The 15,398-nt window shown below is 54.2% G+C and carries 14 protein-coding genes and 2 tRNA genes; 14 read left to right on the top strand and 2 right to left on the bottom strand.

The annotated features are described in order from the left end of the window. Positions 1 to 7: 7 nt before the first annotated feature. Positions 8 to 1,441, bottom strand: a complete 1,434-nt coding sequence (gene dacB, locus AC1RKC_RS19470) for a serine-type D-Ala-D-Ala carboxypeptidase (RefSeq protein WP_234530566.1) — start codon at positions 1,439 to 1,441, stop codon at positions 8 to 10. A gap of 256 nt (positions 1,442 to 1,697) precedes the next feature. Between dacB and greA the strand changes: the two genes are divergently transcribed. Continuing rightward, a complete protein-coding gene (greA, locus tag AC1RKC_RS19465; RefSeq protein ID WP_020824947.1) occupies positions 1,698 to 2,174 on the top strand; it encodes a transcription elongation factor GreA in 477 nt (158 codons plus the stop codon). Positions 2,175 to 2,288: 114 nt separating this feature from the next. Here greA and yhbY read toward each other — a convergent pair whose 3' ends face one another. Further along, a complete protein-coding gene (gene yhbY / locus AC1RKC_RS19460) occupies positions 2,289 to 2,582 on the bottom strand; it encodes a ribosome assembly RNA-binding protein YhbY (protein ID WP_004933536.1) in 294 nt (97 codons plus the stop codon). A 144-nt stretch (positions 2,583 to 2,726) separates the two neighbouring features. Between yhbY and rlmE the strand changes: the two genes are divergently transcribed. The 13 genes from rlmE to rpsO all read left to right on the top strand — a co-directional run bounded on the left by rlmE (position 2,727) and on the right by rpsO (position 15,232). Then, positions 2,727 to 3,356 (top strand): 23S rRNA (uridine(2552)-2'-O)-methyltransferase RlmE, encoded by a 630-nt coding sequence (gene rlmE, locus AC1RKC_RS19455; protein WP_012004940.1) that lies wholly within the window; start codon positions 2,727 to 2,729, stop codon positions 3,354 to 3,356. Between the two features lie 56 nt (positions 3,357 to 3,412). Then, positions 3,413 to 5,344 (top strand): ATP-dependent zinc metalloprotease FtsH, encoded by a 1,932-nt coding sequence (gene ftsH / locus AC1RKC_RS19450; protein WP_041414147.1) that lies wholly within the window; start codon positions 3,413 to 3,415, stop codon positions 5,342 to 5,344. A gap of 92 nt (positions 5,345 to 5,436) precedes the next feature. Next, on the top strand, positions 5,437 to 6,270 hold the full coding sequence (folP, locus tag AC1RKC_RS19445) for a dihydropteroate synthase (RefSeq protein WP_020824949.1): 834 nt from the start codon (positions 5,437 to 5,439) through the stop codon (positions 6,268 to 6,270). Positions 6,271 to 6,277: 7 nt separating this feature from the next. Further along, a complete protein-coding gene (gene glmM / locus AC1RKC_RS19440) occupies positions 6,278 to 7,615 on the top strand; it encodes a phosphoglucosamine mutase (protein WP_046374649.1) in 1,338 nt (445 codons plus the stop codon). A 252-nt stretch (positions 7,616 to 7,867) separates the two neighbouring features. Then, positions 7,868 to 8,203: a preprotein translocase subunit SecG gene (secG, locus tag AC1RKC_RS19435; RefSeq protein WP_020824951.1), complete on the top strand. Its 336-nt coding sequence runs from the start codon at positions 7,868 to 7,870 to the stop codon at positions 8,201 to 8,203. 77 nt (positions 8,204 to 8,280) lie between these two features. After that, positions 8,281 to 8,367: transfer RNA gene (locus tag AC1RKC_RS19430), tRNA-Leu, on the top strand. 60 nt (positions 8,368 to 8,427) lie between these two features. Further along, positions 8,428 to 8,504, top strand: a tRNA-Met gene (locus AC1RKC_RS19425). 217 nt (positions 8,505 to 8,721) lie between these two features. Further along, the gene (gene rimP, locus AC1RKC_RS19420) at positions 8,722 to 9,174 is read left to right on the top strand and encodes a ribosome maturation factor RimP (RefSeq protein ID WP_071827073.1); all 453 of its coding nucleotides are present in this window, start codon (positions 8,722 to 8,724) and stop codon (positions 9,172 to 9,174) included. Positions 9,175 to 9,195: 21 nt separating this feature from the next. Beyond that, entirely contained in the window at positions 9,196 to 10,704 is a 1,509-nt protein-coding gene (gene nusA / locus AC1RKC_RS19415) for a transcription termination factor NusA (protein WP_004952855.1), read from the top strand. A gap of 24 nt (positions 10,705 to 10,728) precedes the next feature. Beyond that, positions 10,729 to 13,416 (top strand): translation initiation factor IF-2, encoded by a 2,688-nt coding sequence (infB, locus tag AC1RKC_RS19410; RefSeq protein WP_020824953.1) that lies wholly within the window; start codon positions 10,729 to 10,731, stop codon positions 13,414 to 13,416. A 68-nt stretch (positions 13,417 to 13,484) separates the two neighbouring features. Further along, positions 13,485 to 13,895 carry a 30S ribosome-binding factor RbfA gene (gene rbfA, locus AC1RKC_RS19405; RefSeq protein ID WP_020824954.1) on the top strand — a complete coding sequence of 137 codons (411 nt, stop codon included), beginning with the start codon at positions 13,485 to 13,487 and terminating at the stop codon, positions 13,893 to 13,895. Continuing rightward, on the top strand, positions 13,895 to 14,839 hold the full coding sequence (truB, locus tag AC1RKC_RS19400; RefSeq protein WP_115060316.1) for a tRNA pseudouridine(55) synthase TruB: 945 nt from the start codon (positions 13,895 to 13,897) through the stop codon (positions 14,837 to 14,839). Before rbfA ends, truB begins: the two co-directional genes overlap by 1 nt. A gap of 123 nt (positions 14,840 to 14,962) precedes the next feature. Further along, positions 14,963 to 15,232, top strand: coding sequence for a 30S ribosomal protein S15 (rpsO, locus tag AC1RKC_RS19395; protein ID WP_012004950.1), 270 nt, complete (start codon positions 14,963 to 14,965; stop codon positions 15,230 to 15,232). Positions 15,233 to 15,398: the final 166 nt, after the last annotated feature.

Here is a 15,398-nt window from a genome sequence, read left to right as displayed (position 1 = left end):
ATAACCCTCAGTTATTCTGATAAATATCCCGATACAGGCGGCTTTCGAAACGCACCAGTGGTGCTCGACGCTGCTTTTGATCTTCCGGCGGTACGGCATAGCCTGACAGATACTGTACGAAGGCAAAACGCTGGCCGCTGGCGGTAGTGATAAAACCGGCCAGGTTATATACGCCCTGCAGCGCACCGGTTTTGGCGGACACCTTGCCGTCAACACCGGCTTCGTGCAGCCCGCCACGGTAGCGCAGCGTTCCGTCGTAACCGGACAGCGGCAGCATCGAAATAAAGTTCAGCTCGCTGTCATGCTGCGCAATGTATTGCAGCGCCTGCATCATGGTCGCCGGAGCCAGCAGGTTATGGCGTGAAAGGCCTGAGCCGTCTACCACGATGCTGTTGCCCAAATCCACGCCGGCCTTCTGACGCAGCACCTGACGCACGGCGTCAGCGCCGGCACGCCAGGTACCTGGAACGCCAAAACGTTCATGACCGATGGTCCGGAAGACGGTATCGGCAATCATGTTGTCCGATTTCTTCAGCATAATCTTCAGCAATTCGTGCAACGGTGCTGATTGAGTCTGGGCGATCACCGTGCCTTTCAGGCCCGGCTGCGTCTGGCGCTTCAGGTGTCCGTCGATCTGGATACCGGCCTGGGTCAGCTCATCTTTCAGGATCGCCCCGGCGTAGCTGGCACCATCCTGAATGGCGAAGGCCAGCGGCAGGGGATCGCTGCGTTGGGTCAGGCAACCGGTCAGGGTAAAGCGGTTCAATTCGCCCGGCACCACATCCAGCTCGCAGTATTGGGCATCCGCGGACCCTTTCGCCAACGTGCGAACCTGGCTAAACATATTGACCGGATAATAGGAGGCCACGCGAATAAAGGCCATATCGCCCGGATTGGGGGCGCTGTACAGCGACACCGAGAAACAGTTGCGGTCGACTATCGCCGCCGCCGGCGGTGCGCTGAAACACTGCGTCAGGTCGTTCCACGGCCAGCCGGGGGCTTTGTCATGGCTGGCGAATACCGAGGTATCGACCAGCACATCGCCGGTAATCTGGTGCACGCCCTGTTTTTTCAGGATCGCCACCATGTTGCGCAGGCTCTGGCGCTTAAAGGTCGGATCGCCGCCAAAGCGGGCAATCAGGTTGCCGCGCAGCACGCCGTCGCTGATGTCGCCCTGGCTCTCCAGCGTGGTGGTGAAGCGATAGTCTGGGCCGAGCTGCAACAAGGCAGCTAAAGCGGTCAGTACTTTTTGGGTACTGGCCGGCAACGCCATTTGCTGAGAGTGATAATCGATGGTCGGAGCGCTAGCGCCGATCTTCTGAACTACCAGGGCAAGGTTGGCCCCATCAGGCAAATATTGTGTGTAATCTTCAACCGGGGCCGCATTCGCATTCAGAACAAATGCGCAAGCCAATGCACTGACAATTCGTGAAAAACGCATAATCTCGGGATAACAGCTGGATAACGTGCCGTCATACTACGGTGCATTCAGGGAAAAAGTAAACGATGACCCTCAAGGAACTCTAGGCTAAAATGCGTATCAAAATGCAAAATCGATCCTGACTTGGGCAAGGGTTCCGAGTCAGGCTTCTTTTGTTTATCGCCTGGAGGCGGGGGGCACGTACCCACCGTTTTTTCATACGAACACGTCAGGATGACGGCTATTTGAACAGGAAAGATTTAGAGGTATTTATACTATGAAACAGATTCCGATGACCTTGTTTGGCGCTGAAAAACTGCGCGAAGAACTCGAATATTTGAAAGGCGTGCGCCGTCCGAAAATCATTGCGGACATCGCTGACGCCCGTGAACACGGCGATTTGAAAGAAAACGCAGAGTATCATGCGGCGCGTGAGCAGCAGGGATTCTGTGAAGGACGTATCCAGGAAATTGAAGCCAAGCTGTCGAACGCGCAGGTGATCGATATCACCAAGATGCCAAACAATGGCCGCGTGATTTTTGGCGCTACCGTATCGGTGCTGAACCTGGATAGCGAAGAAGAAGTGACCTACCGTATCGTTGGCGACGACGAAGCTGATTTCAAGAAAAATCTGATTTCTGTGAATTCGCCTATGGCACGTGGCCTGATCGGCAAAGAACAAGATGATGTGGTTGTGATAAAAACCCCGGGTGGCGATGTCGATTATGAGATCTTGAAGGTTGAATATCTCTGATTACCTTCCAATCGTGCAGAAAATCGCCAGGGTTTTGTAAAGAAAGGAAAAAGGCCGCGTGCGGCCTTTTATCTGAATCAGGTGCATGGCACCTTTTCGTTAACCCAATGCTTATTAACGCGGTAGACTGATCTTGCGCTCTTTAGACGGGCGGTAAAGAATAAGCGTACTGCCGATGACTTGCACATTGCAGGCACCCGTTTCACGCACGATAGCGTCGGCGATCAGGGTTTTGGTTTCGCGATCTTCAGCAGCGATTTTTACCTTGATCAGCTCATGATGCTCCAGAGCCTGTTCAATTTCAGCCAGCACCCCTTCGGTGAGACCGTTATTACCCAGCATGACAACCGGTTTTAACGGATGCGCCAGGCCTTTCAGGTGCTGTTTTTGTTTATTATTCAGATTCATTGTCTTTTTTGCTTAAGTTGGGATTGAAAACGGTACATTCTACCGCCATCTCATGTATATCACCAAATCGGTCTTCATCGGTGTGAGTCTACATGAGCTGCGAACCTGACATTAAGACTCTTTTTATGATAGTTGGAAAACGAGATGGCTAATAAAAAGCGTTCTGCTAGCTCCAGTCGCTGGTTACAAGAACACTTTAGCGATAAATATGTGCAACAGGCGCAGAAAAAAGGGCTACGTTCGCGCGCCTGGTTTAAACTTGATGAAATACAGCAGAGTGACAAACTGTTTAAACCTGGCATGACCGTAGTAGATTTAGGTGCGGCGCCGGGTGGTTGGTCGCAGTATGTCGTGACCCAGATTGGCGGTTCCGGCCGCATCATCGCCTGTGATATTTTGCCAATGGATCCTATCGTTGGCGTCGATTTCCTTCAGGGCGATTTTCGTGATGAACTGGTGCTCAAGGCTCTGTTGGAACGTGTAGGTGAAAGTAAGGTTCAGGTGGTCATGTCTGACATGGCCCCGAATATGAGTGGCACTCCGGCCGTCGATATTCCAAGATCGATGTATCTGGTGGAATTAGCACTGGGAATGTGTCGTGATGTCCTCGCACCAGGCGGAAGTTTCCTGGTGAAGGTGTTCCAGGGAGATGGCTTTGACGAGTACCTACGGGAAATTCGCTCCCTGTTTACGAAGGTTAAGATTCGTAAGCCAGACGCTTCCCGCGCACGTTCGCGCGAAGTGTACATTGTAGCGACAGGGCGCAAGCTGTAGTACCCTAACGCTGTTTGTTAACACAGTTGTAATATGAGGTTAATCCCTTGAGTGACATGGCGAAAAACCTAATTCTCTGGTTAGTCATCGCGGTAGTGTTGATGTCTGTATTCCAGAGCTTTGGGCCCAGCGAGTCGAATGGCCGTAGGGTGGATTACTCTACCTTCATGTCCGAACTGACCCAAGATCAGGTTCGCGAAGCGCGAATCAATGGACGTGAAATTAACGTTACCAAGAAAGACAGTAACAAATACACGACCTACATCCCTGTCAACGATCCTAAGTTGCTGGATACGTTGTTGACCAAGAATGTGAAAGTGGTTGGTGAACCGCCTGAAGAGCCGAGTTTGCTGGCTTCTATCTTTATTTCATGGTTCCCGATGTTGTTGCTGATCGGGGTCTGGATCTTCTTCATGCGTCAAATGCAGGGCGGCGGCGGCAAGGGCGCGATGTCCTTCGGCAAGAGCAAGGCCCGCATGCTGACGGAAGACCAGATCAAAACCACTTTTGCTGACGTTGCCGGCTGTGACGAAGCGAAAGACGAAGTAAGCGAACTGGTGGAATACCTGCGCGAGCCGAGCCGTTTCCAGAAGCTGGGCGGCAAGATCCCGAAAGGCGTGCTGATGGTTGGCCCGCCGGGGACAGGTAAAACCCTGCTGGCGAAAGCTATCGCCGGTGAGGCGAAAGTGCCGTTCTTCACCATTTCCGGTTCTGACTTCGTGGAAATGTTTGTGGGTGTCGGTGCTTCCCGTGTGCGTGACATGTTCGAGCAGGCGAAGAAAGCGGCACCGTGCATCATCTTTATCGATGAAATCGACGCCGTCGGTCGCCAGCGTGGTGCCGGCCTTGGCGGCGGTCATGACGAACGTGAACAGACGCTGAACCAGATGCTGGTTGAGATGGACGGCTTTGAAGGCAACGAAGGTATCATCGTTATCGCTGCGACTAACCGTCCAGACGTGCTTGACCCGGCATTGCTGCGTCCAGGCCGTTTCGACCGCCAGGTTGTGGTGGGCTTGCCGGACGTGCGTGGCCGTGAGCAGATCCTGAAAGTGCATTCACGCCGCGTGCCACTGGCACCCGATGTTGATGCATCTGTACTGGCTCGTGGTACGCCTGGCTTCTCCGGTGCTGACCTGGCCAACCTGGTTAACGAAGCTGCGCTGTTTGCCGCACGTGGCAACAAACGTGTTGTGTCGATGGTGGAGTTCGAAAAAGCCAAAGACAAGATCATGATGGGGGCAGAACGTCGCTCCATGGTGATGACCGAAGCGCAGAAAGAGTCGACCGCGTATCACGAAGCTGGCCACGCCATTATTGGTCGCCTGGTTCCTGAGCACGATCCGGTGCATAAGGTCACGATTATCCCTCGTGGCCGTGCGTTGGGTGTGACCTTCTTCCTGCCGGAAGGGGATGCGATCAGCGCCAGCCGTCAGAAGCTGGAAAGCCAAATCTCTACTCTGTACGGCGGCCGTCTGGCTGAAGAGATCATTTACGGACCGGAAAAAGTCTCTACCGGTGCCTCGAACGACATCAAAGTGGCGACCTCGATTGCCCGCAACATGGTGACCCAATGGGGCTTCTCCGAGAAGCTGGGGCCATTGCTGTATGCGGAAGAAGAGGGCGAAGTGTTCCTGGGCCGTTCAGTGGCCAAGGCGAAGCACATGTCGGACGAAACCGCGCGCATTATCGACCAGGAAGTTAAATCCCTGATTGAACGTAACTATGTGCGAGCGCGTTCGCTGTTGATGGAAAACATGGACATCCTGCATTCAATGAAGGACGCCCTGATGAAGTACGAAACCATCGACGCGCCGCAGATTGACGATCTGATGAACCGCAAAGACGTGCGTCCGCCAGCGGGTTGGGACGATGTGGGCAAGGGCAGCAATTCCGACAACGGTGGCACACCAAAAGCCCCGACGCCGGTTGATGAACCGCGCACACCAAACCCAGGCAATACCATGTCTGAACAGCTAGACAAGTAACTTTGGCTGTGTAATAACATCGAACCCCGGCATGCCGGGGTTTTTTATTGCCCGGCGGGCAGTGAACCAGGCAACAGTAAGGTGGATTAGCAATGCAGTTAACCGTGCGAGACATGACTCTCGATCTTTCCCATCCGCGGGTGATGGGGATCCTCAACGTGACCCCGGATTCTTTTTCTGACGGCGGCCAACACAACCAGCTTAATCAGGCTTTGCTGCACGCGCATGCGCTGATTTCGGCCGGTGCGACCATGATTGATGTGGGCGGCGAGTCGACAAGACCGGGAGCGGCTGAGGTCAGCGAAGACGAAGAGATCGCGCGCGTAGTCCCCGTCGTTGAAGCCATTGCCCGGCGTTTTGAAGTTTTTATCTCGGTAGATACTTCGAAAGCGGGGGTGATCCGCGAGTCGGCTCAGGCCGGTGCGCACCTGATCAACGACGTTCGCTCATTGCAGGAGCCGGGCGCATTGGCCGCTGCGGCGGAAAGCGGGTTGCCAGTGTGCCTGATGCACATGCAGGGTGAGCCACGAACCATGCAGCAGGCACCGCACTACGACGATCTTATTGGCGATGTGAACGCCTTTTTTCAGCATCATATTGAACGCTGTAATGCCGCCGGTATTACAAATCAGAAATTGCTGCTCGACCCCGGGTTCGGTTTCGGTAAGAATTTAGCGCACAATTATCAGCTTCTGGCCAGATTGTCTGAGTTTCATCACTTCGGCCTGCCGCTTTTGGTGGGAATGTCGCGTAAGTCGATGATTGGGCAACTGCTGAATGTCCCTCCTGATCAGCGGGTTATCGGCAGCGTAGCCTGCGCGGTTATCGCCGCCATGCAGGGAGCGCAGATTGTCAGAGTGCATGACGTTAAAGAAACCGTCGAGGCGATGCGTGTCGTCGAGGCAACCATTTCAGCTAAGGGATGATAGAGACATGAGCGAGCGCAAATATTTTGGTACCGACGGCATTCGTGGCAAGGTCGGTGATAGCCCTATTACCCCAGATTTCGTTCTGAAGCTGGGTTGGGCGGCGGGCAAGGTGCTGGCACGCCACGGTTCTCGTAAAATTATTATCGGCAAAGATACCCGTATCTCAGGTTACATGCTTGAGTCGGCATTGGAAGCCGGTCTTGCCGCGGCGGGGCTGTCTGCTTCCTTCACGGGGCCTATGCCGACGCCGGCGGTAGCCTATCTGACGCGTACCTTCCGTGCGGAAGCCGGTATTGTGATCTCCGCTTCTCATAACCCGTTTTACGACAACGGCATTAAATTCTTCTCCATTGATGGCGCGAAGCTGCCGGATCATGTGGAAGAAGCCATTGAAGCTGAAATGGAAAAACCGCTGACCTGCGTAGAATCTTCCGAACTGGGTAAAGCGAGCCGGATCATTGATGCTGCCGGCCGTTACATCGAATTCTGTAAAGGCACCTTCCCGAGCGAACTGAGCCTGAAAGGCCTGAAAATTGTGGTGGACTGCGCCAACGGCGCGACCTATCACATTGCGCCGAGCGTGCTGCGTGAACTGGGTGCCACGGTGATTGCCATCGGCGTTGAACCGGATGGCATGAACATCAATGAAAAATGCGGTGCAACAGACGTTCGCCAACTGCAAGAGCGCGTGCTGCTGGAAAAAGCGCACGTCGGTCTGGCATTTGACGGTGACGGTGACCGGGTGATGATGGTTGATCACCTTGGTCACAAGGTCGACGGCGACCAGATCCTTTATATCATCGCCCGCGAAGGGTTGCGTCAGGGCCAACTGCGCGGTGGCGCGGTTGGCACGCTGATGAGCAACATGGGGCTCGAACTGGCACTTAAGCAACTGGGCATTCCCTTCGCTCGCGCCAAAGTCGGCGATCGCTATGTACTGGAGAAGCTACAGGAACTGGGATGGCGCATTGGTGCGGAGAACTCCGGCCATGTAATCCTGCTGGATAAAACTACCACCGGTGACGGCATCGTTGCAGGTCTGCAGGTACTGACGGCGATGGTCCGCAACAACATGAGCCTGCACGACCTGTGCAGCGGCATGAAATTACTGCCGCAGATCCTGGTCAACGTGCGTTTTGTCGGCGAGCACAACCCGCTTGAATCGGAAGAGGTGCGTAAAATCACCGAGCAGGTCGAGGCTGAACTGGCCGGCCGCGGCCGCGTGCTGCTACGTAAATCCGGTACCGAGCCGCTGATCCGCGTGATGGTGGAAGGCGAGGACGAGCAGCAAGTGACGGCATTGGCACATCGCATTGCCGACGCGGTGAAATCTGCGGGCTAACGCTTTTTTGATCGGTCCGGGGGCAACCGCTGCCCTCGGAAATCACAGCCTGCGAATTTTATTGGCGTTTTTTTCCGCAAACGCGCCGGTGGCTGCAAATTGCCCTTGCGTGGTTTGGCGCCTTTGGTTAGTATTCACACCCGCTTCAGTGGGCAGTTTGATATAACGCCTGCGACTTCTTAATAGAATTAGAAGCCTTTGGGGTGTGAAGCATTTGGCACGCGGTGAAGCCGCAAGGATACGGGTACAACTATGTACGAAGCTCTTCTGGTAATTTTCCTGCTGATCTCAATCGGGCTGGTTGCTCTGATTATGCTGCAGCAAGGTAAAGGCGCTGATATGGGAGCCTCATTCGGAGCAGGTGCTTCTGGCACGTTGTTCGGTTCGAGCGGTTCCGGTAACTTCATGACCCGCATGACGGCTGTGCTGGCGACGCTGTTCTTCGTCATCAGTCTGATCCTGGGCAACCTGAGCACCAACCAGAGCAAGAAAGGCAGCGAGTGGGAAAACCTGGGTCAGCCAGTGAAATCTGAGCAGACTACCGCGCCGGCAGCACCAACCAAGCCGAGCAGCGATATCCCGCAGTAAGCAGCACGCAGTAACAGAGTTTGAAAACGGTTGTTATTACCTCATTAAAATAACGGCCGTTAGCAGTAAGAATCAGTACCGAGGTGGTGGAATTGGTAGACACGCTACCTTGAGGTGGTAGTGCCCTAACGGGCTTGTGGGTTCGAGTCCCATCCTCGGTACCAAATCCCAGAGATAACTTGCAATTTTGCGATTATCGGCGTAATATTTGCCACGTTTTCGGACGCGGGGTGGAGCAGCCTGGTAGCTCGTCGGGCTCATAACCCGAAGGTCGTCGGTTCAAATCCGGCCCCCGCAACCACTTTCCTTTAAGTGTTTATTTTCAAATACACTTTTCGATTGAATTCCGCTTTTCTCGATCAACATTTGAAAATGACACTTGTTAGAAAGTTGCACCGAAGCCGCTTAGCGGCAAACAGGGTCCAGTTGCATAAAGCCCCGAATTTTCGGGGTTTTTTGTTATTTGGCAACAGAATCACTGGGCTATTAGGCCCTTTTTTTATGTCTTGGGGGTGGGCTTGTCCACATTAGAGCAAAAATTAACAGAGATGCTTTCGGCACCGGTAGAAGCGTTGGGCTTTGAACTTGTAGGCATCGAATTTATTCGTGCGCGCCAATCGACGCTCCGTATCTATATTGACAGTGAAAACGGCATCAATGTTGACGATTGCGCTGATGTCAGCCACCAGGTCAGCGCTGTATTGGACGTCGAAGAGCCAATCACAGTCGCTTACAACTTGGAAGTCTCCTCTCCTGGCCTTGATCGCCCGATGTTCACCGCCGAACACTATACTCGTTTCCTCGGTGATGAAGTCAGCTTGGTCCTGCGCATGGCCGTACAGAACCGTCGCAAATGGCAGGGCATTATCAAGTCTGTCGATGGCGAGATGATCACGGTTACTGTGGAAGGGAAAGATGAAGTGTTCGCGCTGAGCAATATCCAGAAAGCGAACCTGGTACCCCACTTTTAAAGTTTGGATGAGGCAACTAGGATGAATAAAGAGATTCTGGCTGTTGTTGAAGCTGTTTCCAATGAAAAATCCCTTCCGCGTGAGAAGATTTTCGAAGCGCTGGAAACCGCATTAGCCACCGCCACCAAGAAAAAATACGAGCAGGAAATCGAAGTTCGCGTCAGCATTGACCGCAAAACTGGCGATTTCGATACCTTCCGCCGTTGGGTCGCCGTAGATGAAGTGACTCAGCCAACGCGTGAAATCACGCTGGAAGCTGCGCAGTATGAAGAGCCAGGCATCGAGCTGGGCGGTTACATCGAAGATCAGATTGAATCTGTTACCTTCGACCGTATCACCACTCAAACCGCGAAACAGGTTATCGTACAGAAAGTACGTGAAGCCGAGCGCGCTATGGTCGTTGATGCTTTCCGTCAGCACGAAGGTGAAATCGTCACCGGCGTGGTGAAGAAAGTTAACCGTGACAGCATTGCGCTGGATCTGGGCAGCAACGCCGAAGCGGTAATCGGCCGTGAAGACATGCTGCCGCGCGAAAACTTCCGTCCAGGCGACCGCATCCGCGGCATCCTGTACGCCGTTCGTCCCGAAGCCCGTGGTGCCCAGCTGTTCGTCAGCCGCTCCAGCGCTGAGATGCTGAAAGAACTGTTCCGCATCGAAGTACCGGAAATCGGCGAAGAAGTGATTGAAATTAAAGCGGCAGCCCGCGATCCAGGCTCCCGTGCGAAAATTGCAGTGAAAACCAACGACAAACGCATCGACCCGGTCGGCGCTTGCGTAGGTATGCGCGGTGCGCGCGTTCAGGCCGTTTCGAGCGAGCTCGGCGGTGAACGTATCGACATCATCCTGTGGGATGATAACCCTGCGCAGTTCGTCATCAACGCCATGGCGCCGGCAGACGTTGCCTCGATCGTGGTTGATGAAGATAATTGCACTATGGATATCGCCGTTGAAGCCAGCAATCTGGCACAGGCGATCGGCCGTAATGGCCAAAACGTGCGTTTGGCATCCCAGCTGTTAAAACAACACCGTGACGACGACCGTTGGGAACTGAACGTGATGACGGCGGACGATCTGCAGGCCAAGCACCAGGCCGAAGCTCATGCCGCCATTGATACCTTCACCAAGTATCTTGATATCGACGAAGATTTCGCCACCGTACTGGTCGAAGAAGGCTTCTCTACGCTGGAAGAATTGGCTTACGTGCCAATCAAAGAGCTGCTGGAAATCGACGGTCTGGATGAAGATATGGTTGAAGCGTTGCGCGATCGCGCCAAAGCTGCATTGACCACGCTGGCCCTGGCCCAAGAAGAAAGCCTGGGCGACCAAAAACCTGCTGACGATTTGCTCAACCTTCCGGGTCTTGAGCGCAGCATGGCCTTTAAACTGGCCGCGCGTGGGGTTTGTACGCTGGAAGATCTTGCCGAGCAGGGTGTTGACGATCTGGCTGATATTGAAGGGCTTAGCGATGAGCAAGCCGGCGAGCTGATTATGGCCGCACGTAATATCTGTTGGTTTGGCGACAACGCGTAATAAACTGTAGCAGGAAGGAACAGCATGACGACAGATGTAACCGTAAAATCGCTGGCAGCAGAGATTCAGACTCCAGTTGATCGCCTGGTACAGCAGTTTGCTGATGCAGGGATTAACAAGTCTGAGACAGACTCTGTAACCCAACATGAGAAAGAAGCCTTACTGGCGCACCTGAACCGTGAACACGGTAGCGCGCCTGGTAAGCTCACGTTGCAGCGCAAAACGCGCAGCACCTTGAATATTCCGAGCACCGGCGGTAAAAGTAAATCGGTGCAAATTGAGGTCCGCAAGAAACGCACTTATGTAAATCGCGATACGCCAGAAGCCCAACAGGCTGAAGCGGCAGAGCAGGCACAGCGTGAAGCGGAAGAGCAGGCACAGCGCGAAGCGGAAGAGCTAGCGAAACGCGAAGCAGAAGCGAAGCGCGCAGCCGAAGAGCAAGCCAAACGTGAGGCCGCGGAGATTGCTAAGCGTAATTCAGCGGAAAAAGAAAAAGTGACGAATCAACATACCGACGAAATGACCAAGCCAGCTCAGGCAGAAAAAGCACGCCGTGAAGCCGAAGCCGCTGAACTGAAACGTAAAGCGGAAGAGGAAGTACGCCGTAAGGTCGAAGAAGACGCCAAACGCGTAGCGGAAGAAGCTCGCCGCATGGCAGAAGAGAACGGTGAGAAGTGGGCCGAAGCTGAAGCAGCAAGCGCTGCGGTTGAAACAGCCGATTACCACGTGACTACCTCTCAGCACGCCCGTGCCGCTGAAGACGAAAACGACGCTAAAGTTGAAGGCGAACGCCGCAGCCGCACCCGTGGCGGTAAAGCGACCAAGCAGAAGAAAGGCAACAAGCTTTCCGAGTCTAAAGCAGACCGTGAAGAAGCGCGCGCCGTTACCCGTGGCGGTAAAGGCAAGCGTAAGCCAAGCACTCTGCAGCAGGGCTTCAACAAGCCGGCTCAGGTGGTTAACCGCGACGTTATTATCGGCGAAACCATCACCGTAGCCGAACTGGCTAACAAAATGGCGGTTAAAGGCTCTCAGGTCATCAAAGCGATGATGAAGCTGGGCGCAATGGCCACCATCAACCAGGTCATCGATCAGGAAACCGCGCAGCTGGTTGCCGAAGAGATGGGCCACAAAGTTATCCTGCGTCGTGAGAACGAGCTGGAAGAAGCGCTGATGAGCGACCGTGATACCGGTGCAGCGGCTGAGCCACGTGCGCCAGTTGTGACCATCATGGGCCACGTCGACCACGGTAAAACTTCTTTGCTGGACTACATCCGCTCCACCAAGGTGGCAGCAGGCGAGGCCGGCGGTATTACCCAGCATATCGGTGCTTACCACGTAGAAACCGACAACGGCATGATCACCTTCCTGGATACCCCAGGCCACGCAGCCTTTACTTCAATGCGTGCCCGTGGTGCTCAGGCGACTGACATCGTTGTTCTGGTTGTTGCTGCCGACGACGGCGTAATGCCGCAAACCATCGAAGCTATCCAGCATGCGAAAGCAGCGCAGGTACCGTTGGTGGTTGCAGTGAACAAAATTGACAAGCCGGAAGCCGATCCGGATCGCGTTAAGCAAGAACTGTCCCAGTACGGCGTTATGCCGGAAGAGTGGGGCGGCGAAGCTCAGTTCGTTCACGTATCTGCGAAAGCCGGTACCGGTATCGACGAACTGCTGAACGCTATCCTGCTGCAGTCCGAAGTTCTCGAACTGAAAGCAGTACGCAGCGGCATGGCCAGCGGCGTAGTTATCGAATCCTTCCTGGATAAAGGTCGTGGTCCGGTTGCTACCGTGTTGGTACAGGAAGGTACGCTGAACAAAGGCGATATCGTTCTGTGTGGCTTCGAATACGGCCGCGTGCGTGCGATGCGTGACGAACTGGGTCGCGAAGTGACCTCTGCGGGTCCTTCTATTCCGGTTGAGATCCTGGGCCTGTCCAGCGTTCCTGCCGCCGGTGATGAAGCGACCGTTGTGCGCGATGAGAAGAAAGCGCGTGAAGTTGCGCTGTACCGTCAAGGCAAGTTCCGCGAAGTTAAACTGGCGCGTCAGCAGAAATCCAAACTGGAAAACATGTTTGCGAACATGACCGACGGTGAAGTTTCTGAGCTGAACATCGTACTGAAATCCGACGTACAGGGTTCTTGTGAAGCCATCATGGATTCACTGTTGAAACTCTCTACCGACGAAGTGAAAGTGAAGATTGTTGGTTCTGGCGTAGGTGGTATCACTGAAACCGACGCAACGCTGGCAGCCGCTTCCAACGCCATCATCCTGGGCTTCAACGTCCGTGCCGACGCTTCTGCGCGCCGCGTGATTGAAGCAGAAAGCCTGGATCTGCGTTACTACTCCGTGATCTATAACTTGATCGACGAAGTGAAGCAGGCGATGAGCGGTATGTTGGCGCCTGAGTACAAGCAGCAGATCATCGGTCTGGCCGAAGTGCGTGACGTGTTCAAATCACCTAAATTCGGTGCTATTGCCGGTTGTATGGTTACCGAAGGTAACATCAAGCGTCACAACCCAATCCGCGTTCTGCGCGACAACGTGGTTATCTATGAAGGCGAGTTGGAATCCCTGCGCCGCTTCAAAGATGACGTTAACGAAGTCCGTAACGGCATGGAATGTGGTATCGGCGTTAAGAACTACAACGACGTGCGCGTCGGCGACATGATCGAAGTCTTCGAAATCATCGAGATCCAACGTACCATCGCTTAACGCTAGCACATCTGCTTAAGTCTTTTCTGGGGGGCCTTGTGCCCCCCGATTTGTCTGGAGAATCCATAATGGCAAAAGAATTCAGCCGCGGTCAGCGCGTGGCACAAGAGATGCAAAAAGAGATTGCTATCATTCTGCAGCGTGAAGTCAAAGATCCGCGTATCGGCATGGCTACCGTTTCTGGTGTAGAAGTTTCTCGCGATTTGGCCTATGCCAAAGTTTATGTCACCTTCCTGAACGTGTTGACCGAAAACCCGGATCCGGAACTGGTGCCAAACGGCATCAAAGCGCTGCAAGACGCTTCGGGTTACATCCGCACATTGCTGGGCAAAGCCATGCGTCTGCGTGTAGTGCCTGAGCTGACCTTCGCTTACGACAACTCTCTGGTTGAAGGCATGCGCATGTCCAACCTGGTGACTAACGTAGTGAAGAACGACGCCGAACGCCGTTCCGCATCAGGCGATGACGAGGAGGCTTAATGAGTCGCCCTCGTCGCCGCGGCCGTGATATCCACGGCGTCCTGTTGCTGGACAAACCGCAGGGCCTGTCGTCTAACGACGCCCTGCAAAAAGTAAAACGCCTCTATAACGCCAACCGCGCGGGACACACCGGCGCGCTCGACCCGCTGGCGACCGGCATGCTGCCGATTTGCCTCGGTGAGGCGACCAAGTTCTCACAGTTCCTGCTCGACTCCGACAAACGCTATCGCGTTATTGCTCGACTGGGTCAGCGCACCGATACTTCGGACGCCGACGGCCAGATTGTGCAGGAACGTCCGGTGAACTTCACCCAGGTGCAGCTCGATGCGGCGTTGGACAGCTTCCGCGGCGATATCAAGCAGGTGCCTTCGATGTATTCGGCGCTGAAGTACCAGGGCAAGAAACTCTATGAGTATGCTCGTCAAGGTATCGAAGTTCCGCGCGAAGCACGCAGCATCACCGTTTACGATCTGCAGTTTATCCGCTGGGAAGGGGACGAACTGGAGCTGGAAATTCACTGTTCGAAAGGCACCTACATCCGCACCATTACCGACGACCTCGGTGAGTTGCTGGGGTGTGGCGCACACGTGATCTACCTGCGTCGTCTGCAGGTGGCGACCTATCCGATCGAAAGGATGGTCACGCTGGAACAGCTGAACGAATTGCTGGAGCAGGCACAGGCACAGGAAGTCGCGCCAGGCGAGCTGCTCGATCCTCTGCTGATGCCGATGGACAGCCCGGTGGAGAACTACCCGGAAGTGAATTTGCTCCCGGTAGTCGCGGGATACGTTAAGCAGGGGCAGCCCGTACAGGTTGCCGGTGCGCCGGCCTCGGGCATGGTACGTATCACCGAAGGTGAAGAGCGTAAATTTATCGGCGTGGGTGATATTGCCGATGACGGTCGTGTGGCGCCGCGCCGCCTGGTCGTCGAATATTTCGACTGAGGGCAGAAAACGCACTGCCTTGCGATCGCACTGCGCTAAGGGTAGAATGGCGCAGCTTATGCATTGGGTTGCTGAATTAGAGATCGGCGCCTGTATTTATTATCTATAATCTGGAGTATTACAATGTCTCTAAGTGTTGAAGCTAAAGCTAAAATCGTAGCTGATTTCGGTCGTGGTACTAACGACAGCGGTTCTTCCGAAGTTCAGGTTGCCCTGTTGACTGCGCAGATCAACCATCTGCAAGGCCACTTCTCAGAGCACAAAAAAGATCACCACAGCCGTCGTGGTCTGCTGCGTATGGTTTCTCAGCGTCGTAAGCTGCTGGACTACCTGAAGCGTAAAGATGTAGCACGTTACACCAGCCTGATCGAGCGTCTGGGTCTGCGTCGCTAATCTAGCGAGTTTCAGTGGAAAGGGGCCTATTTGGGCCCCTTTCTTCTAGGAAGCATAAGCAAATCAGGTTAATGTATTACTGATGTTTCCAAACAGGATCTTCCATTACAGAGGTTCGCGCGGCTAATGAGAGGCTTTGTCTCAGGCTTGAGATAAGGATTGTCAT

Source organism: Serratia sp. GW822-FHT06E05, assembly GCF_058799445.1.
Note: the sequence above shows the minus strand (reverse complement) of the source record. Positions and strands in the feature narration are given on the sequence as shown.

Coding starts and splice junctions, on each gene's coding strand:
- dacB (WP_234530566.1), bottom strand. CDS start 1,441: ATGCGTTTTTCACGAATTGTCAGTGCATTGGCTTGCGCATTTGTTCTG.
- greA (WP_020824947.1), top strand. CDS start 1,698: ATGAAACAGATTCCGATGACCTTGTTTGGCGCTGAAAAACTGCGCGAA.
- yhbY (WP_004933536.1), bottom strand. CDS start 2,582: ATGAATCTGAATAATAAACAAAAACAGCACCTGAAAGGCCTGGCGCAT.
- rlmE (WP_012004940.1), top strand. CDS start 2,727: ATGGCTAATAAAAAGCGTTCTGCTAGCTCCAGTCGCTGGTTACAAGAA.
- ftsH (WP_041414147.1), top strand. CDS start 3,413: ATGGCGAAAAACCTAATTCTCTGGTTAGTCATCGCGGTAGTGTTGATG.
- folP (WP_020824949.1), top strand. CDS start 5,437: ATGCAGTTAACCGTGCGAGACATGACTCTCGATCTTTCCCATCCGCGG.
- glmM (WP_046374649.1), top strand. CDS start 6,278: ATGAGCGAGCGCAAATATTTTGGTACCGACGGCATTCGTGGCAAGGTC.
- secG (WP_020824951.1), top strand. CDS start 7,868: ATGTACGAAGCTCTTCTGGTAATTTTCCTGCTGATCTCAATCGGGCTG.
- nusA (WP_004952855.1), top strand. CDS start 9,196: ATGAATAAAGAGATTCTGGCTGTTGTTGAAGCTGTTTCCAATGAAAAA.
- infB (WP_020824953.1), top strand. CDS start 10,729: ATGACGACAGATGTAACCGTAAAATCGCTGGCAGCAGAGATTCAGACT.
- rbfA (WP_020824954.1), top strand. CDS start 13,485: ATGGCAAAAGAATTCAGCCGCGGTCAGCGCGTGGCACAAGAGATGCAA.
- truB (WP_115060316.1), top strand. CDS start 13,895: ATGAGTCGCCCTCGTCGCCGCGGCCGTGATATCCACGGCGTCCTGTTG.
- rpsO (WP_012004950.1), top strand. CDS start 14,963: ATGTCTCTAAGTGTTGAAGCTAAAGCTAAAATCGTAGCTGATTTCGGT.